The sequence below is a fragment of the Streptomyces sp. NPDC046977 genome, from assembly GCF_040644455.1.
In the GTDB taxonomy this organism is placed as follows: Bacteria; Actinomycetota; Actinomycetes; order Streptomycetales; family Streptomycetaceae; genus Actinacidiphila.
In genome coordinates, this window is record NZ_JBEYWO010000006.1 from 237,086 (window position 1) to 254,162 (window position 17,077).

Annotated in this window: 17 protein-coding genes; 11 read left to right on the plus strand and 6 right to left on the minus strand. The window is 72.1% G+C overall.

Annotated features, from left to right (window positions below; all coding sequences use genetic code 11):
- Window positions 1-79: 79 nt before the first annotated feature.
- The 7 genes from argJ to ABZ883_RS12210 all read left to right on the plus strand — a co-directional run bounded on the left by argJ (window position 80) and on the right by ABZ883_RS12210 (window position 9,064).
- Window positions 80-1,255 carry a bifunctional glutamate N-acetyltransferase/amino-acid acetyltransferase ArgJ gene (argJ, locus tag ABZ883_RS12180; protein WP_360905502.1) on the plus strand — a complete coding sequence of 392 codons (1,176 nt, stop codon included), beginning with the start codon at window positions 80-82 and terminating at the stop codon, window positions 1,253-1,255.
- A 162-nt stretch (window positions 1,256-1,417) separates the two neighbouring features.
- Window positions 1,418-3,907: a glycoside hydrolase domain-containing protein gene (locus ABZ883_RS12185; protein ID WP_360905503.1), complete on the plus strand. Its 2,490-nt coding sequence runs from the start codon at window positions 1,418-1,420 to the stop codon at window positions 3,905-3,907.
- 287 nt (window positions 3,908-4,194) lie between these two features.
- Window positions 4,195-4,884 (plus strand): hypothetical protein, encoded by a 690-nt coding sequence (locus ABZ883_RS12190; protein ID WP_360905504.1) that lies wholly within the window; start codon window positions 4,195-4,197, stop codon window positions 4,882-4,884.
- 418 nt (window positions 4,885-5,302) lie between these two features.
- Window positions 5,303-6,154, plus strand: coding sequence for an MBL fold metallo-hydrolase (locus tag ABZ883_RS12195; protein WP_360905505.1), 852 nt, complete (start codon window positions 5,303-5,305; stop codon window positions 6,152-6,154).
- Between the two features lie 115 nt (window positions 6,155-6,269).
- Entirely contained in the window at window positions 6,270-7,514 is a 1,245-nt protein-coding gene (locus tag ABZ883_RS12200) for an alpha/beta hydrolase (protein ID WP_360905506.1), read from the plus strand.
- A gap of 30 nt (window positions 7,515-7,544) precedes the next feature.
- Window positions 7,545-8,333, plus strand: coding sequence for an enoyl-CoA hydratase/isomerase family protein (locus ABZ883_RS12205; protein ID WP_360905507.1), 789 nt, complete (start codon window positions 7,545-7,547; stop codon window positions 8,331-8,333).
- Between the two features lie 107 nt (window positions 8,334-8,440).
- The gene (locus ABZ883_RS12210) at window positions 8,441-9,064 is read left to right on the plus strand and encodes a CGNR zinc finger domain-containing protein (protein ID WP_360905508.1); all 624 of its coding nucleotides are present in this window, start codon (window positions 8,441-8,443) and stop codon (window positions 9,062-9,064) included.
- Between the two features lie 14 nt (window positions 9,065-9,078).
- On the opposite strand, the gene ABZ883_RS12215 is transcribed toward ABZ883_RS12210, so the two are convergent.
- Entirely contained in the window at window positions 9,079-9,501 is a 423-nt protein-coding gene (locus ABZ883_RS12215) for a hypothetical protein (protein ID WP_360905509.1), read from the minus strand.
- A gap of 359 nt (window positions 9,502-9,860) precedes the next feature.
- Between ABZ883_RS12215 and ABZ883_RS12220 the strand changes: the two genes are divergently transcribed.
- Window positions 9,861-10,280, plus strand: coding sequence for a hypothetical protein (locus ABZ883_RS12220; protein ID WP_360905510.1), 420 nt, complete (start codon window positions 9,861-9,863; stop codon window positions 10,278-10,280).
- Window positions 10,281-10,338: 58 nt separating this feature from the next.
- On the opposite strand, the gene ABZ883_RS12225 is transcribed toward ABZ883_RS12220, so the two are convergent.
- Window positions 10,339-11,319, minus strand: a complete 981-nt coding sequence (locus ABZ883_RS12225) for an NAD(P)-binding domain-containing protein (RefSeq protein WP_360905511.1) — start codon at window positions 11,317-11,319, stop codon at window positions 10,339-10,341.
- On the opposite strand from ABZ883_RS12225, the gene ABZ883_RS12230 reads away from it, so the two are divergent.
- Together ABZ883_RS12230 and ABZ883_RS12235 are read left to right on the plus strand one after the other, a co-directional pair.
- The gene (locus tag ABZ883_RS12230; protein ID WP_360905512.1) at window positions 11,246-11,836 is read left to right on the plus strand and encodes a TetR/AcrR family transcriptional regulator; all 591 of its coding nucleotides are present in this window, start codon (window positions 11,246-11,248) and stop codon (window positions 11,834-11,836) included. The two genes, ABZ883_RS12225 and ABZ883_RS12230, sit on opposite strands and share 74 nt — an antisense overlap.
- 150 nt (window positions 11,837-11,986) lie before the next feature.
- Window positions 11,987-13,000 (plus strand): alcohol dehydrogenase, encoded by a 1,014-nt coding sequence (locus ABZ883_RS12235; protein ID WP_360905513.1) that lies wholly within the window; start codon window positions 11,987-11,989, stop codon window positions 12,998-13,000.
- Between the two features lie 25 nt (window positions 13,001-13,025).
- Here ABZ883_RS12235 and ABZ883_RS12240 read toward each other — a convergent pair whose 3' ends face one another.
- Window positions 13,026-13,364, minus strand: a complete 339-nt coding sequence (locus ABZ883_RS12240) for a hypothetical protein (protein WP_360905514.1) — start codon at window positions 13,362-13,364, stop codon at window positions 13,026-13,028.
- A gap of 243 nt (window positions 13,365-13,607) precedes the next feature.
- On the opposite strand from ABZ883_RS12240, the gene ABZ883_RS12245 reads away from it, so the two are divergent.
- Entirely contained in the window at window positions 13,608-15,638 is a 2,031-nt protein-coding gene (locus ABZ883_RS12245; RefSeq protein WP_360905617.1) for a DUF1996 domain-containing protein, read from the plus strand.
- Between the two features lie 111 nt (window positions 15,639-15,749).
- Here the strand turns inward: ABZ883_RS12245 and ABZ883_RS12250 are convergent, their stop codons facing one another.
- The 3 genes from ABZ883_RS12250 to ABZ883_RS12260 all read right to left on the minus strand — a co-directional run bounded on the left by ABZ883_RS12250 (window position 15,750) and on the right by ABZ883_RS12260 (window position 17,035).
- The gene (locus ABZ883_RS12250; protein ID WP_360905515.1) at window positions 15,750-15,896 is read right to left on the minus strand and encodes a DUF5958 family protein; all 147 of its coding nucleotides are present in this window, start codon (window positions 15,894-15,896) and stop codon (window positions 15,750-15,752) included.
- Window positions 15,897-15,928: 32 nt separating this feature from the next.
- Complete coding sequence (locus ABZ883_RS12255; RefSeq protein WP_360905516.1) at window positions 15,929-16,075, minus strand: hypothetical protein; 147 nt, start codon at window positions 16,073-16,075, stop codon at window positions 15,929-15,931.
- A gap of 114 nt (window positions 16,076-16,189) precedes the next feature.
- Complete coding sequence (locus ABZ883_RS12260; RefSeq protein WP_360905517.1) at window positions 16,190-17,035, minus strand: class I SAM-dependent methyltransferase; 846 nt, start codon at window positions 17,033-17,035, stop codon at window positions 16,190-16,192.
- Between the last annotated feature and the right edge of the window lie 42 nt (window positions 17,036-17,077).

The window sequence follows — 17,077 nt, forward strand, 5'->3', positions numbered from 1 at the left end:
AAGGACGTGATGGCCGGGGCGGTCGCTCCGGCCTCTCGTTCGGACGTGACTGCATACCTATTCTGAAAGTTGGTTTCTTATGCAAGAGCTGCAGGGGCAGGTCCCCCGGGGATTCGCCGTGCACGTCGCGCCCGTCGGCATCCTGGACGACGGTCGCGACGACCTGTGCGTCATCGCCTCGCAGGTGCCCGCCCGGACGGCGGCGGTGTTCACCCGCTCCCGGTTCGCCGGCCCGTCCGTCCACCTCTCGCGGGACGCCGCGGCGGACGGCACGGCGCGCGGCGTGGTCGTGGTCGCGCGCAACGCGAACGTCGCCACGGGCCCCGAGGGGGAGCGCAACGCCGTCGAGGTCAGGGACCGCACGGCCCGCGCCCTGGGCATCGAGCCGGGGGAACTGCTGATCGCCTCGACCGGGGTCATCGGCCGCCAGTACCCCATGAAGCAGATCACCGCCCACCTCGAAGACCTCGCCTGGCCCCCGGCGGAGGAGGCCGACCTGGCGGCCGCCGCGCGGGCGATCATGACCACGGACACCCGCCCCAAGTGCCTCACCGTCCGGATCGGCGACGCCACCCTCACCGGGATCGCCAAGGGCGTCGGCATGCTCGAACCCGACATGGCGACGCTGCTGACGTTCTTCGCCACCGACGCCGAACTGGACGGGGACACACTCGACGCGGTGTTCCGGCGGGTCATGGACACCACCTTCAACGCCGTCTCCATCGACACCGACACCTCGACCTCCGACACCGCCGCCGTCTTCGCGAACGGCCTCGCCGGACCCGTCGGGGCCGAGGAGTTCGAACAGGCGCTGTACGAGGTGGCCCTGGGCCTGGTGAAGATGATCGCCTCCGACGGCGAGGGCGCCTCGAAGCTGATCCAGGTCGAGGTGACCGGGGCGCGCGACGCGGCCCAGGCCAAGCGCGTGGGCAAGACCGTGGTCAACTCGCCCCTGGTCAAGACCGCCGTGCACGGCGCCGACCCGAACTGGGGCCGGGTCGTGATGGCCGTCGGCAAGTGCCAGGACGACCTGGACATCCGCCAGGAGGACGTCACCGTCCGCTTCGGGGACATCGGCGTCTACCCGCCCGGGGCCGACGAGGACGACCGCCGCGCGTCCGTCGCCACCTACCTCAAGGGGAACGACGAGGTGGTCATCGGCATCGATCTGGGCATCGCGGACGGGGAGTTCACCGTCTACGGCTGCGATCTCACCGAGGGCTACGTGCGGCTGAACTCCGAGTACACCACCTGAGCACCCTCCGCCCCGGCCGCTCCCGCCCGGTGCGGGCGGCCGGGGTCTCCCGTGTGAAGTGAGACATGAAGAGAGAGAGGAGAGAACGCGCTCCTAGGGTGGGCCAAGGCCAGAGGCCGGGCTCCGATCCGGCCTGTCCCCCCACGACGTGAAGGCTGGACGATGGCGGACGCGAAGGTTCTGGAAGCCCAGCAGTGGGTCAACGCCACCTATGGAAGTGTCAGCGGCTATCAGCGCTGCCCCGAGGACGGCCGTACCGGCTGGTCCACCATGTACTCCCTGATCATGGGCCTTCAGCACGAACTCGGCATCTCTCCCGTGGTCGCCAGTTTCGGGCCGACCACCGTGTCCCGGTTCGCGGCCCTCGGAGAGATCGGCTTCGGCTGGGACGCGAACCGCAACATCGTCGCCATCCTCGAGCACGGCCTGTTCTGCAAGGGCTACTGGGGCGTCGAGCCCGACAGCTACGGCTGGTTCACCGGCGTGACCCGGGAAGCGGTCAAGGACCTGCGCGCCAACATGGGGATACCCGAGGGCGACGGCACGATCAACGCCACCATCGCCAAGTGCATCCTCAACATGGACGCGTACGTCGTCGTGGCCGGGGGCACCGACAAGATCCGCGCCATCCAGCAGTGGCTCAACGGCCGTTATTGGCAGCGCAGCGCGTACAGCATCGGCCCGGCCGACGGCATCTACTCCCGGGACGTGCAGAAGTCCCTGATGATCGGCCTGCAGTACGAGCTCGGACTGGAGCCCAACGGGAACTTCGGGCCCGGTACTCAGGCCGGTCTGCGCCAGCACACCGTGCGCCAGGGCGACGCCGGCATCTTCGTCCAGCTCTTCACCGCGGCCTGCGTGTTCAACGAGCCGGTGATCCTGCGCGGCCCCGACGACTCCGAGGTCCGGACCACCTTCAAGAGCACCTTCGACGACAAGACCCGTGAATTCGTCGAGATCTTCCAGGGGTTCTCGCAGCTGTACAGCCAGGGCGACCCGTCCTACGGGGTGGGCGAGTACGACACCTGGGCCCAGTTGCTGGTGTCGATGGGCAACGCCGACCGGGCGGCGTCCGGTTCCGACACCCGCTTCCAGATCACCGGCTCCCGAGCCCGCTGGATGTACGACAACGGCTACCGCCTCGTCGGCCGCTACCTGTACGACCCGCCGGGCTCCACCCTCGACAAGGAGATCAAGCCGGGCGAGCTCCAGACCATCTTCGACGCGGGCCTGCGGGTCTTCCCCATCTACCAGGACAACGCGCGCCAGTTGTCCGACTTCACCTACACCCAGGGATTCCAGCACGCCCTCAACGCCCACGACCTGGCGTCCGGCTACGGCTTCGACCGGGGCACCACGATCTACTTCGCCGTGGACTACGACGCCCAGCAGTGGGAGATCGACGGCCAGCCCCAGGGTGTCGTCGCCTACTTCAACGGCGTGGTGGCCGGACTGGCCAGTCGCGGCAAGAGGTACTTCCACGGCGTCTACGGCTCCCGCAACGTCTGCACCAACGTCACCGAGCGGACCGGGGCACGCTTCTCCTTCGTCTCCGGCATGTCCTGGGGCTTCTCCGGGAACCTCGGCTACCCCCTGCCGTCGAACTGGGCGATGAACCAGATCAAGGAGTTCCAGGTCGTCAACGGCTCCGACACCTTCGACCTGGACCGGGACGTGTGGCGGCACGGCGCGTACGCCGAGCCGGGCGTGGGCTCGGTGAACAGCTCGGCCGGCCCGGCCGACTCGTTCATCGCCTACGTGCAGCACATCCACGACCTCGCGCTCGCCTACAAGGCCGCGAACAACGTCGGCACCAACGCGAGCCAGCTGGTCATGGAGCACCTGCGTCACCGCAAGTACCAGGGCCTGACCTGGTGGTGGCTGGCAGGGAGCTACGACGACGACTTCGTCGCCTACTGCGACAGCCGCGGCGCGGGCGTGCCGGACGCCTACTCGTTCACGGATCCCGTCACCGGCTACACCCTGGACGCCGCCCACCTGATGGCCACCGCCAACGGGTTCCTGGTCGCCCCCGACCCGGACAACAAGGGCGACGCGACCGGCGGCGACGTCGCCGGCTGGGGCGGCGACATCATGACCTTCTGGGCGGACTGGCGGAACTCCGAGGAGCAGTACGCCTCCCCGGGCGCCTTCTGCAGGGCCAAGCTGGCCATCCCGGGCACGGTCTCCAGCTTCTCCTTCACCGACATGATCGAGGACGTCGACGGCTACCTGCTGGCCAAGTACGTGGCGGGGGGCGGCAGCATCGTCGACTGGGTGACCTCCCAGTACAACAACGGCGGCGGGCTGAGCCGCTTCCGCGCGCACTTCGACCGGCGCTGGCAGACGGCCGGGAACACCACGTCGTCCTGCAGCCGCCTGCTCTACGGCACGGCGGACTCCAAGATCAGCCCGGCCCGCTTCGCGCTGATCACGGCGTCCGGCGCCGTCCTGCCGGGCGACTACATCCTGCTGCCGGGGGGTCAGGCCAAGTTCGACGAGTTCTGCCAGGGCTTCACGGACCGTCAGCTCGCCCTGATCGGCCTCGAGAACAGCCGGGCCGCCCAGTACCGCCGGAACCTCACGGCCTACCAGGAGCAGGCCGCGAAGCGGGCCGCGGCACGGGCCACGAGGACCGGCACGCGGAGCTAGCGCACTGCTGCTCCTCGTGCTCCCGGCCGGTCCCGGCCTGTGGGTGCGGGGCCGGGCGATCGGCCCTGACGGTGGCGTCGCGGTGCCCGCCGGTTCCTCGGCACCGCGCCGCCGGCCGCCGGCCACGGGCGCACGCCGACGCGTACCCGCAGCGGCTCCCGCTCCACAACAGGTGCCACGCCGGCCACGACCCGGTGCCGGGCCGGGCGAACCCCGCTCCGGCCGTGGTCCGGCCGGCGTTCCGCACGGCTCGCCGTTCTCCACCGACACACCAAGAGAGGCACACCGTGAACGAGCTGACCAGGCGTCATCTGCTCGGCACCACCACCGCACTGGCCGGGGCCGCCGCCCTCGGCACGCTGGGCGCGGCGCCCGCCGCCGCCGTCCCGGCGAACACGCAGGACACAGCCGCCGCGTGGCCCGGCAGCCGTTCGGCGAACGGCTGGCAGGTCCTCACCGCGGACGGGGCGCGGTCCCAGGTGATCGAGGGAAGCGGTCTGCCGGTGCGCCTGGCCGGCGGTGCCGCGGCGACCGTCCTGCTGTACGTCGCGCGGCGCTTCCACTACGAGATCGACCAGCTCCGCCCCGGCGACGTCCTGGGGTACCGGGCGTCGTCGTACCGGGTGCGAGAGGCGTTCGAGTCGAACTACCTGTCCGGCACGGCGCTCGAGATCAGGCCCCTGGCCTACCCGCTGAACGCGCGGGGCGGTTTCTACCCGCGCGAGCTGACCGTGGTCCGCGACATCCTCGCCGAACTGGACGGCGTGGTGGCCTGGGGCGGCGACTTCCCGGTGCCCAAGGAGTCCCACTTCGAGATCGCCCTCGCACCGGGCCACCCCAAGGTGAAGGGCGTCGCCCGGAAGATCGAGGCGGGGAACGCCGGGCTCGGCGGCGCCGTGGGCGCCGGCGCCACCGACGCCTTCGACCCCGCCCGCCTGGCCCGCGCCCGCTCCTTCGCCCGGCGCCCGGCGGCCTGACGGGCCCGCCGCGGCGAGCCATGAACGGACCGAGGCACCCCGGCCCACGTGCCCGGGGTGCCTCTGTGCGTACGGGGCCGTGCCCCCGGGCGGCCTCGACGGCGTCGTGCAGGGCCGGCATCCGGTCCTCGGGCGTGTGCCGCGCCCGGCTCAGGTGCTGTGCGATCCGGTGTGCCGGCCCGGTCCCGGGGTCCCGCGGGTACTCCTGCACCAGCGCCGTTTTAGTGGGAAAGTGCTGGTAGCAGGTGCGTGTGGAGTCCTCGGCGGAGGCGCGTGGCGCCAAGGTGCGACCGCGTCCTCCCCCGGAGTGGGTTGCCGGGGCCCCGCGACCCCTCATCGCGGGTGTCCATCGGCATGCGAGGGCGCGCAACCTCGCGACCGCCGCGGACAAGGACGTCTCCCCACGGGAGGAGAACCCATGACCACCCCCGAGCCCCTGGGCTACGAGACCCTCGTCGTGGCCGGCGCCCCGCGCGCCGGCGACCAGCGGCTGCCGGACGGCCGGCCGATCGTCTCCTCGCCGGTCACCACTACGCTCATCCAGGGGGAGCGGGACGCCGTTCTCGTCGACGTCCCGTTCACCCGCGACCAGATCAAGGAGACCGGCGACTGGATCGAGGCGTCCGGCAAGCGCCTGCGCCATGTCTACATCACCCACGGACACGGTGATCACTGGCTGGGCACCGCGGAACTGCTCAAGCGCTTCCCCGGCGCCACGGTGTACGCCACCGAGGGCACCATCGAGCTCATGCACCGGCAGGCCACCGAAGGCCGCGCGCAGATGTGGGACGTGTTGTGGCCCGGCCAGATCCCCGACAGCCCCGTTCTCGCGCAGCCGGTCCCGGCGGACGGGTTCGCACTGGAGGGCAGGGCGCTACGAGCCGTGGAGGTCGGGCACACCGACACCGACGGGACCACCGTCCTGCACGTGCCGTCCACCGGGCTGGTGGTGGCCGGCGACGTCGTCTACAACGGGGTCCACCAGTACTTCAGCGAAGGCGTGGACGGCGGTCTGGAGGAGTGGCAGAAGGCCCTCGACCAGGTGGAGGCCCTGCGTCCGACCGCCGTGGTGGCCGGCCACAAGAACAAGGACCTGCCCGATTCCCCGGCCGCCGTCGGCACGACCCGGCAGTACCTGAGGGACGTCGCGGAGCTGCTGGGCACGGCCTCCGGCGCGCGCGACTTCTACGACGAGATGCTGCGGCGCCACCCGGACCGGATCAACCCCGGCCCGGTCTGGTACGGAGCCCTCGCCCTCCTGGGTGAGTGACCCCTGCCGAAGGACGTTTCTGGCCAGTAATAAGTATTCGGAATATGCTCATGTACGAGTGCCCGCTCATCGAGGCGGCCCGACGGCCGTCGCCCCCACCGACGACGGGACAGACATGACCGACGAGACCCTTCCCGCAGGCACCCCCGTCCGCCGCGACGGCGAGGCGACGCGGACGCTGCTGCTCGTCCACGGGTTCCTGGACGATGCCGCCGTGTGGGACGGCCTCGTCAAGGCGGTGGCAGGCGCGGTGCCCACCGTGCGCTACGACCTGCCGGGGTCCGGCGGCCGGGCGTCCGAGCCGCAGGACATGGGCGAGTTGAGCCTGACCCTGTTCGCCGGCGAGGTCGCCTCCGTCATCGACGCGATCGAGGGGCCCGTGGTGGTGATGGGCCAGAGCATGGGCGGCCAGGTCGTCGAACTCGCGGCTGCCGCACGGCCCGACCGGGTCGCCGGGCTCGTCCTGCTCACCCCGGTCCCGCTCGGCGGGACGCACCTGCCGGACAGGTCGGTCGCGCCGTTCCGGGCCCTCGGTGGGAACCCGGAGGCGGAGCGGGCCGTCCGCGCGCGCCTCTCTCCCGCCCTGGACAGCGACGCGCTGGACAGGCTGGGCCGCGCCGGCAGGCTGGTACCCGCCGCGGTGGTGGCCCGATATGTCGACATCTGGAACAACGGGGTCGCCGAAGCACCGGGAACGAGCGCCTACGGCGGCCCGGTCCTCATCGTCCGCGGTGCCGAGGACGGATTTGTCACGCACGAGCTGGTCGCCGGCACGATCGCGCCCCGCTTCCCCGGCGCGCGTGTCGCGACCGTCCCCGGCGGCGGTCACTGGCTGCACGTGGAGTTCCCGGACATTCTGGCGGGCGAGATCCTCGCCTTCCTGCGTTCCCTGGACCCCGGTGACGCGGCCTCGGGCTGGCGCGGCGGCTTCGCCTCGCAGTCCGCGAGCACCTTTGCCGCACGCTTCGCCGGGGATGTCGTCCTGGAGGCGAGTGTCCTGGTGCGCCCCCTCGCCGGACGCGAGCTCGTCGCCACGGCCCTCGCCGCCGCCAGCGCTGTCTACGAGTCACTGGAGTTCATCGCCGAGGTGACCCAGGGCACCACGACCTACCTGCAGTGGCGGGCGACCGCGTTCGGCGGCCTGCCGATCTCCGGCGTCACCGTCCTGGAGAAGAACGCCGACGGCAAGGTCACCCGTGCGGCGATCCACCACCGGCCCCTCGGGGCGGCGCTGCGGTTCTCCGCCGAGCTCCGCGACCGGCTGGCCGGCACCGTCCCGTCCGCCCACTTCTTCGAGGGGAGCGCGGGGACCGCGGAGAGCACGGAGACCGCGGAGCCGGATCCGCACCGGGGGAAGTGATCGCGGCATGTTCGAGGACCGGGAGCACCCATGAGCCGTCTGCACGTCGTCGTCGAGGAACAGGTCGCCGAGATCGTCCTGGACCATCCGCCGCAGAACCGCATCGACGAGCGGATGGCCGCCGAGCTGCTCGCCGCGGTCGAGAAGGCGGAGTCGGCGGGCGCGCGGGCGGTCGTCGTGCGCGCGGAGGGGCCCGACTTCAGTTTCGGCGGCGACATCGTGACCTGGCCCGACCTCGACACCCGGCAGTTGCGGACGCTGTTCGAGCGGTACATGTTCGCGTTCAACCGCTTCGAGCAGATTCCCGTACCGGTCGTCGCGGCGGTGGGCGGCCTGTGCTTCGGGGGCGGCTTCGAACTCGCCCTGCGCGCCGACGTGATCTTCGCCGGGGAGGGGGCGCGGTTCGGGCATCCGGAGCAGACCCTCGGCATCGTCACGCTCCTCGGCGGGATTCACCGCGTGGCGGCGCGCGCGGGCCGTGCCCGTGCCTACGCATGGGCGCTGACCTCGGAACAGGTGCCCGCCGCCACCATGGCCGAGGCCGGAGTGGTCAACCACGTGCTGCCGGACGGTGAAGTCCTGGAGGCCGCGCGGGCGTTCGCCCGCAAGGTGGCCGCGGGACCGACGCGCGCACACGCCGCGCACAAGGCGCTGCTGCGCCTCTGGGACGCCGGCGGCGTGAAGGCGGCGGACGACGCGATGTTCGACATCGCGATGCCGCTGTTCGAGACCCGGGACGCGACGGCCGGACTCGCGTCGGCGGTTGCCGCCTTCAAGGCCGGCCGGCCGCGTCCGGCCGTCGACTTCCGGGGAGAGTAGCGGGCCCGGCGGACGGCCCTCCCCGGGAGCCCCCTGCCGCCGTTGCCAGAGGTGAAGGCGATAGGCTCTTACATCTGTCCGGCGGAAGCGAGGAGGAGGAGGACGAGATGACAACGGCCCGATGGCCCGCTTCCGCTCGCTACGAGGCCCCCGAGAGCAGCGCGCCGGGCGGTCTGGGCTTCGTCCAGGACCTGCTGAACACCGCCAGCCTCGGCAAGCCGCGCCAGCCGGACCTGCTGGAGTCCGCCGATGCGGCCCGGCAGTGGCTCCACGCGTCCGCCGCCGTCCTCCACCGGATCGACCCCGGCGCCCCGGCGATGCCGGACGGCCTGGACCCCGGCGGCCTCCGGCACGTCGTGTCGTTCCGCGACGACCTGCGCGCCCTGCTGTCCCCGGGGCCCGCCGAGGGAACCGCGGAGACCGTCGCCGTCCCCTCGATCGGGACGACGGCCGCCGTCACTCTCGGCCCGGGAGGCGCGCGGCTGAGCGCCCAGGGGGACGACGTCGAGGCGCTGCGCTCCTACGCCCTGGTCCAGTTGGTGGCGGCCTCGTACGGGGGGACGCTGCGCCGGCTGAAGGTGTGCGCGAACCCGCGCTGCCGCGGCGCGTTCTACGACCGTTCCAAGAACTGCTCACGCGTGTGGCATGACGTCACCACCTGCGGCAACACCCAGAACGTACGGGCCTACCGGGCCCGTCTGAAGGAGCGCGGGCTGTCCTCGGCGCCGTGACGGCCGGGAAGGCCTCAGTCCTCCCCGGGCCCGACGGTGACGAAGCCATCGGTCCACGTCGTCGCGTCCACGTCGACCGGGCAGACCTCCAGCTCGCCGAGGCGCGGTCGGGGCAGAGCCGTCGCCGCGGCCGCGTCGGCCCCTTCCTCCGTACGGTAGGCCCCGAGGATCCGCACCTCCTCGCCGCGGCCGGAGTCGGGCAACGTGAGGAAGAGCAGGAACACCTCGGCGGGGAGGGGGTGTTCCGCCCTCGGTCCGTCGACTTCCACCGGCTCGATGCCGAAGCCCTCGGGACAGTCCGTGAAGCCCGGGAGTCCCCCGGCGGTGGCCCGGGCCCGCGCGGCCATCTCCCGCGACGAGTAGATCCCGATCAGCTTGAAGTCGGAGCTCCCGTCGTCGAAGTCGTGAAGATGGATCAACGCGTGCACCGCGGCCATGGGTCCCCCGTCCGTCCCGATCCGAGTCACCGCCACCCTATGACGACGCGCGTGCCGGGAAGAGCGTGACGGCCGCGCCCCACAGCGCGCCGGGGTTGACGCGGTCGGGGTGCAGCGCCGGGGGCCGCATGCGCCGGTTGCCGCGGGGCGGTGGTCCGCAGCCCGACCGGGGGATCTGCGGCGCGATCCACGCCCTGCGCGGGGCGCCACCCGTTCCGGCCTTCCGTCACCTGTTTGACAGGTGTCGCGCATGGCTGCGATGATCTCGTCACCACCTGAAAGGGTGACGCTCCGTGGGCGTCAAGGGCGCCCGCACGAAGAGTCGGCGCAGTCGTTTGCCAAGAAAGGCAGAATCCGCAATGTCAGTCGTGCGTTTCCACCTGAACTCCTCGCTCGGTCCCTCGGACGCGCTGGCGGTGCTGACCGACTTCGGCCCCTCGCGCGCCGAGAACTGGCCCACCATCGACGCCGTCACCGTCCACGCGATCGGCGACACCTGGGCCGAAGTGACCGAGGGGACCACTTCCGCATGGGAACGCGCGCGCTACGAGTGGGACGCCGAGCGAGGGCGGGTCACCGTCACCACGCACGAGTCGAAGGTCTTCGGGCCCGGCGGCGGCTGGGTCTTCCAGCTGACCCCCGAGGGTGACGGCACCCGTATCGACGTCGAACTCACTCGTGAACCGAGCACGTTCAAGGGCAAGGTGCTCGCCGGGCTGCTCCCCGTGGCCGCCTCGTCCCTGCGCAAGTCCTACCGGCAGCCGCTCAAGGCGAAGTGACCCCCGCCCCGCCTGTGGCGCCGCCCCCTCCGCGCCGCGGGCGGTACGCGCCGCCGCGCTACAGCGAGCCGCCGACGGGTCCGCGCTCGGCCGCGTCGGCCAGTTCCTTGACCCGCTGGGCGGGCACGGGGACGCCGGGCGCCTCGAAGAACCAGCGCTGGAACTCCGCCCGGTCCAGCCCGGACGGCATGTCGCCCACGTAGGGAACGCAGTACAGAGGGGTGTTGGGCTCGCTGCGCCAGCTGTCCGCGAGGCTGCCGGTGTCCACCGCGTCGTAGCCCAGGGCGTTCAGCAGCGCGGCCGCCTCCGCCTTCGCGGCGGCGTCGTCCCCGGCGATGGGCAGCGCGCTGCGGTCGGCGGCGCCGGCCGGCCGCGCGAGGGAGAGCAGCTGCGTGGCGCCGATGCTGTTGAACGCCTTCACCACCCGTGCGCCGCTCAGATGGCGCTGCACGAGTTCGCTCGAGGTCAGCTCCCCGGAGTCCAGCTCCGTGACGTGCCCGTCACGCTGCGGGTAGTAGTTCAGGGTGTCCAGCACGGTCCGCCCGGCCAGCGCCTCGCGGGGCAGCCGGTCGTGGGCGTGGAGCGGGACGGTGACCACGACGAGGTCGGCGGCCTCGGCGGTTTCCGCAGGTGTGGCCGCCCGGGCGCGCTCGCCGAGTTCCGCGACGAGCGCGCCGAGGGTCTCGGGGCCGCGTGAGTTGCTGAGCACGACGTTCCAGCCCGCGGCGACGGCGAGGCGGGCCAGCGTGCCTCCGATCATGCCGCTGCCGATGAGCCCGAGGGTCTTGGTCATGAGTCTGTTCCATTCCGTGTCGAAAGGTGGCGCATTGGTGCGATGCGGTCGTCGCGGGACTCCGGCGAACCAGCCCCCGCGGCACTGAATCGCAGAGGTGAAACTGAGTGTCAGGCTAGCTATCGAGTTCCCTTCCTGCAAGTGAGTGGCGAAGGCCGGATATGATGGCGGCGTGGCGACGACACGGACGAAGACACGGGACATCGCGCGCACCGCGGTCCGGGGAGAACTGGCCGAGGTGGCCATTGGGCTGTTCCACCGGGAAGGCTTCGAGAAGGCCACCCTGGACGACCTGGCCGCGGCGGCGGGAGTGTCCCGCAGCACCTTCCTGCGCTATTTCGGCACCAAGGAGGAAGTCGTCCTCTGTACCCTGGACCCCCTGCTCGACCTGATGACCGGCGCCCTGCGCGCCCGGCCCGCCGGCGAGGACGACCGGACGGTGCTGCGCAGGACTCTCGACCCCGCCGTCGGACACTTCTCCGCCGAGCCGGCCGACACCCTCGCGCTGCTCAGGCTGGTGCAGGCCACGCCCGCACTGTGCGCCCGGCTCCGGGAGAAGCAGGACAGCTGGCGTCCCCATCTGGCGAGCGTGCTCCTCGAACGCTCCGCCTCCTCCGGACTGACCTCCCTGGCCGCGCATGTACGCGTGGCGGCGGCTCTGGACTGCCTGACGGTCGCCCTGGAGCACTGGGTCGAGGCCGACGGCGGCCTGGCTCTCGCCACCGTCACCGACGAGGCGTTCGCCGCACTGCACGCCTGGTAGCGGCGGTCGCGCCCGTTCGCGGCGCAGCGCCCAACACCTCCGGCGGGGCCCCGAGGTGGCCGCTGCCCGACGCGCGGGAGCATGCCCCCCGTGCCACGATGAGCGGGACCGACGCCTTGCGTGCCGTACCCCTCACACACCGGACGGGCGATGAACTCCATGCGGGTGGCCCAGGTCTCCGAACCGGGCGGACCATTCGAAATCGTCGAGCGCGAGCTTCCCGAGCCCGGCCCCGGCCACGTCCGGATCGCCGTCGAGGCCTCGGGTGTGTGCCACTCGGACGCCGGATTCGTCCACAACGCCTACCCGAACGTCACCTTCCCGCTGGTCGCGGGCCACGAGGTCGCCGGCCGTATCGACGCCCTCGGCGAGGGCGTGCGGTACTGGTCGGTCGGCGACCGCGTGGAGGTCGGCTGGTTCGGCGGTCACTGCGGCCACTGCGTGCCCTGCCGCGAGGGCGCCTTCATCGACTGCCGGAACCTTCAGGTGCCCGGCTGGGCGTACGAGGGCGGGTACGCCACCCATATGGTCGCACCCGTCAACGCACTGGCCCGGATCCCCGACGGGCTGTCGGCCGTCGACGCCGCGCCGCTCGGCTGCGCGGGCGTCACCACGTACAACGCCTTCAGGAAGAGCATCGCCCGGCCCGGCGACCTCGTCGCCGTCATCGGCATCGGCGGCCTCGGCCATCTGGCGGTCCAGTACGCGGCGAAGTCGGGATACGAGACGGTGGCCGTCGCGCGGGGCGAGGACAAGCGGGCCCTGGCGGTGGAACTGGGCGCCCATCACTATGTCGACAGCTCCGCCGGCGACACCGCCAAGGCCCTGCAGGCCCTCGGCGGTGCGACGGTCGTCCTGGCCACCGCCGCCAACTCGCAGGCCATGGCGTCGGGCGTCGACGGACTGCGGCCCGGCGGGGAGCTGATCGCCATCGGGATCGCCCCCGAGCCGATGCCGATCACCCCGAGCCAGATCGTCCTGACGTCCCGCTCGATCGTCGGTCACCCCTCCGGCACCTCACGCGACGTCGAGCACGCCATGAACTTCAGCGCGCTCGCCGGGATCCGCCCGATGACCGAGACGATGCCGCTGGACGGCATCAACGAAGCGTTCGCCCGCATGATGTCGGGGGCCGCGCGCTTCCGCATGGTCGTCGTCCCCTGAGCCACCCGGGTGCCGGGGGCAGGGTTCAGCCGAACGGCCGGTCCGGGGCGCCCTCCACCCGGTGGATCCCCCGGGAGTCGTCCATCCAGGCGGCGCGCGTGCGCAGGAAGGACACGTCCTCGCCCGCCGGATCGGCGCTGTCCCGCAGCCGTTCGCCCTCCGCGGGGGTGAGGGGGCTGTACCAGGACGTCAGGTCGTCGCTGCCGTCGGCCCAGTTGGTGTACTCGTGGAAGCGGTGGAACCAGAACGCCTGACAGCCGGCGCACCGCAGCAGCGATTCCTGGTCGTGGGCCGACTCATGGAGTGTGCGCACCCGGACGAGCGCGGGTTCGGTACAGCAGTCGATGCAGCTCGGGGTCGCCATGGTGGCGATCCTCCCATTGGCCTGCTGCGACGTGACCGCGACCCGGGGCGCCTCGCGGTGCGACCGAGGACAACTCCTGTGAATTTCCGGGACGGTTGAACGTCAGAGGTACCCCCTGCGTATGAAGCGGCGGCTTGCTGTGTCAGGCCGTCACCCATCGGGCGCAGGAGGATTTCCTTGGGACGCAACACGCGCAGACGCGCAACCGGCACGCGGAGCGGCACTTTTGTGGCCGTCGCCCTGATGCTGGGAGGCGGGGTACTGGTCACGGCGAATGTCTTCGCCTCCGCGACCGAGGGTGATGCGAGCGGCACTCCGGACGCGCAGACGGTCTCGGCGGCGCCGCAGGCCTTCACCGTCGACTGCCCGGACGTGGGCAACGCGCTGACCTCCGTGCCGGACGGCGCGAGGGAGGACGTCGACAAGGAACTCGCCGCTCTGGACGGGCAGATCGCCGAGGCCTACCAGCGGCTGAAGGACACGTCGGCGGCCCAGCAGCAGGACGCCGCCTTCACCGACAACGCGATCCTGGGCCCGCTGAAGGAGAAGCGCGCCGCGACGATCGCACGCATCCTGGAGGCCATCGACCGCGTCGGGGACCGCCCGCAGGGCGTCGACGACCTCGCGGCCTGCGGTCTGCGCGCGCCCGAGACCCAGAGCCCGCCCGCCGAGGGGCAGCCGACCGCACCGGCCGGGGACCAGAACAGCCAGGGGGCCCCGGGCGACCAGGGCGGGGGAGACCAGGGCCAGACCGGCCAGGGCGGCCAGGGCGGGAACGGCCCGGTCGTGGCGGACTACGCCGACATCATGAGCGTCCCCTCGGACGCCCCGCGCACCCCGCGGCCGTCGGACGCCTCGCCCGGCACGTTCACCACCGCTTGCGGAGTGAACGCGGGCGGCCTGTTCAACTCCGACAACATCATCGTGGCGCCCGGCGTGACCAACGGCGCCCACCACTTCCACGACTACGTGGGCAACCAGGCCAACAACGGCCTGGCCACCATCGACGACCTGGCGAAGGCCGACACGAGCTGCCAGGACCAGGGCGACAGGTCGTCGTACTACTGGCCCGTGCTGCGGCTGCAGAACGGCACCAAGGAGCGGGACGCCGACGCACCGGGCGGTGGCACCGAGGGCAACGCGGGGCAGATCGTCACCCCCAAGGAGGTCACCCTCACCTTCGTCGGCAACCCGCTGACCAAGGTCACGCCCATGCCGCGCCTGCTGCGCATCATCACCGGCGACGCCAAGGCGTTCGTCAACGGCCCCGCGAACGCGAACGCGTCGTGGAGCTGCACGGGTCACGAGGACCGGCAGCTGAAGGACAAGTACCCGCTGTGCCCCAGCGGCAGTGACGTGGTGCGGACCTTCCGGTTCCAGAGCTGCTGGGACGGACGGAACGTCGACAGCGCCAACCACCGTACGCACGTGGCGTTCGCCGACCCCGCGGGCAACTGCCCGCAGGGATTCGTGGCCATCCCGCAGCTGGTCCAGCGCATCGTCTACGACGTCGACGCGCCGAGCCTGGCGGACGGCGGGCGCAGCGTCCCGTTGTTCGCGGTCGACTCCTTCCCGGAGAACCTGCACAAGCCGATCACCGACCACGGCGACTTCATCAACATCTTCGACGAGAAGCTGATGCAGGAGGCGGCCGACTGCATCAACGAGGGCCGCACCTGCGGCGCCGGCGGGCAGCCGACCGAGGAGCCGTCGGACGAGCCGACGGCGTCGGAGCAGCCGACGGACGAGCCCCCGGCGTCCGAGGAGCCGACGCAGGAACCGCCCGCGTCGGACGAACCGACGTCGGGCACGGTGGCCGGCGGTGACGGCGGCGATGGCGGCAACGGCGGCGACAACGGGCAGAACCACGGCGGTCACGGCAACCAAGGCAACCACGGCGACGGCACGGAGCCCTCGACCGGCGCCCCGCAGGACGGGCAGCCCGGCGACGACGCCCCCGGCGTCCCGGCGACGGTGACGCCGAAGGCCGACGCGACGCCCCCGGCGTCCCAGGGCGCGGGCGCGACCGAGGCCCCGGCGGCCGGGGCCCCGGAGGAGCACGAGCACCACGACGACCAGGCGGGCGCGGGTTCCGCCGAGCAGACCCAGGCCGCCGTGCCGGCAGCCCCGAGCCCCGCGGGCCAGGCCGGCCAGCAGGAGATCAGCGGCGGCCTCGCCAACACGGGCGCCAACCTGTGGCCGGCGGCGCTCGGAGCGGTCCTCGCGATCGCGGGATTCGTCCTGCTCCGCAGCGTGAAGCGCGGTTCCCGCTGACGGTGTCCTGAACGTCCGCGGCCCACGTCCCCCTGACGGACCGGCACATCGCTGCCGGCCCGCCAGGGGGACCGCCGCGTCCGATGACCTCGTCGCGGCACATGGCTGCGCTCACCTGAGCGATGCCGACGTCATTCCTCGGGCCGGCGCCGGACGGGCCTGGTGCCACGCGTGGGTGCACCCGGCGAAGCGGAATCGCTCCCGGCGGCGCTTGTCGGCCACTCCCAACAGGGCGACCAGCGGCCGGAATGCCTTCACGCGCTCGTCCTCCGGCAGATCGATGATCTTCGTCAGCTGCTCGGGCAGCTGCCCGCGCCGTCCTCCACCGTCGCGCGGGCCTGAAGGCAGAACCCGCTCAGGTCCAGCAGTACTACCCCGCGTGCGAGTGGACGCAGTCCCTGCGCGAGTTCGTTCAGCCCGGCCGTGCGCTCGTCCATAGGCCCACCCCCGTTGATTCGACTCGGACCCACCATCTGTGCGCCTGTCGAAGCAGATCCGCGGCATGACCGAATTCCCGGTCCGCGTACACGGATTCCAGCGCCGTGCAAGGGTCAGGCGGTCGGCGTGCGCCAGATGACGCACTCGGTGCTCGGCAGGCGTTCGCTGAACCGGCCCGAGGCGGAGGCCTCCCGCAGCAGTGCGCGCAGCTCGCTCTCGAATTCGCTCCGGCGCGTGCCGAACAGGTGCGGCGCCGAGTACGACATGGAGAACACCCGGGCGACGACGTCGTCGCAGGTGCGTTCACGTGCCTGCCCGCCGGGAACGATCCGGCGCCGAGGACCGCGGAACCCCGCTCGGGCCAGAACCGCGGCCTCGCCGCCGGGTGTTCCCTCGGGCAGCGTCCCCCGGCCGGCGCGCCGGACCGGACCGAGCCGACGTGCGACCAGCTCGCTGACGGCCGGGTAGGGCACGGCCGGATACGGGAGGCCGTCCAGCGGCCAGGACTCGTTCTTCGCGTCGGACACGTGGGCCAGCGCGCCTCCGGGCACGAGCATGTCCCGGACGGCGGCCGCCACGAGCTCCTGGTTCATCCAGTGGAAGGACTGGCCGAAGGTCGCGACCGTGAACGTGCCCAGCCCCGCGGGCAGTTCCTCGGCCCGGGCCCGGACCCAGCGGGTCCTGTCGCCCAGGCCGAGTCCGGCGGCGCTGCGCTCGGCCTCGGCGATCATCCCGCGGTCCGGGTCGAGGCCGACGGTCTCGCCGAACAGGTGCGCCAGGCCCAGGGCGAGCGTGCCCGGCCCGCAGCCCACGTCGATGAGGCGGCCGTGCCCGTCGAGCGCGAGTTCCTCGGCGAGGGCGTCCACCAGCCCGGGGGCATAGGGGGGCCGTCCGCGCCGGTAGTACGGGGCGCATCCCGAGAACAGCGTGTCGTCCCATGCCCAGTCGGTCGCCGCCATGTCCGTCCACCGCCTCGACCGGGATCCGGGGCCACTCGGCTG

Coding starts and splice junctions, on each gene's coding strand:
- argJ (WP_360905502.1), top strand. CDS start 80: ATGCAAGAGCTGCAGGGGCAGGTCCCCCGGGGATTCGCCGTGCACGTC.
- ABZ883_RS12185 (WP_360905503.1), top strand. CDS start 1,418: ATGGCGGACGCGAAGGTTCTGGAAGCCCAGCAGTGGGTCAACGCCACC.
- ABZ883_RS12195 (WP_360905505.1), top strand. CDS start 5,303: ATGACCACCCCCGAGCCCCTGGGCTACGAGACCCTCGTCGTGGCCGGC.
- ABZ883_RS12200 (WP_360905506.1), top strand. CDS start 6,270: ATGACCGACGAGACCCTTCCCGCAGGCACCCCCGTCCGCCGCGACGGC.
- ABZ883_RS12205 (WP_360905507.1), top strand. CDS start 7,545: ATGAGCCGTCTGCACGTCGTCGTCGAGGAACAGGTCGCCGAGATCGTC.
- ABZ883_RS12210 (WP_360905508.1), top strand. CDS start 8,441: ATGACAACGGCCCGATGGCCCGCTTCCGCTCGCTACGAGGCCCCCGAG.
- ABZ883_RS12215 (WP_360905509.1), bottom strand. CDS start 9,501: ATGGCCGCGGTGCACGCGTTGATCCATCTTCACGACTTCGACGACGGG.
- ABZ883_RS12220 (WP_360905510.1), top strand. CDS start 9,861: ATGTCAGTCGTGCGTTTCCACCTGAACTCCTCGCTCGGTCCCTCGGAC.
- ABZ883_RS12225 (WP_360905511.1), bottom strand. CDS start 11,319: ATGGCCACCTCGGCCAGTTCTCCCCGGACCGCGGTGCGCGCGATGTCC.
- ABZ883_RS12235 (WP_360905513.1), top strand. CDS start 11,987: ATGAACTCCATGCGGGTGGCCCAGGTCTCCGAACCGGGCGGACCATTC.
- ABZ883_RS12240 (WP_360905514.1), bottom strand. CDS start 13,364: ATGGCGACCCCGAGCTGCATCGACTGCTGTACCGAACCCGCGCTCGTC.
- ABZ883_RS12245 (WP_360905617.1), top strand. CDS start 13,608: ATGCTGGGAGGCGGGGTACTGGTCACGGCGAATGTCTTCGCCTCCGCG.
- ABZ883_RS12255 (WP_360905516.1), bottom strand. CDS start 16,075: ATGGACGAGCGCACGGCCGGGCTGAACGAACTCGCGCAGGGACTGCGT.
- ABZ883_RS12260 (WP_360905517.1), bottom strand. CDS start 17,035: ATGGCGGCGACCGACTGGGCATGGGACGACACGCTGTTCTCGGGATGC.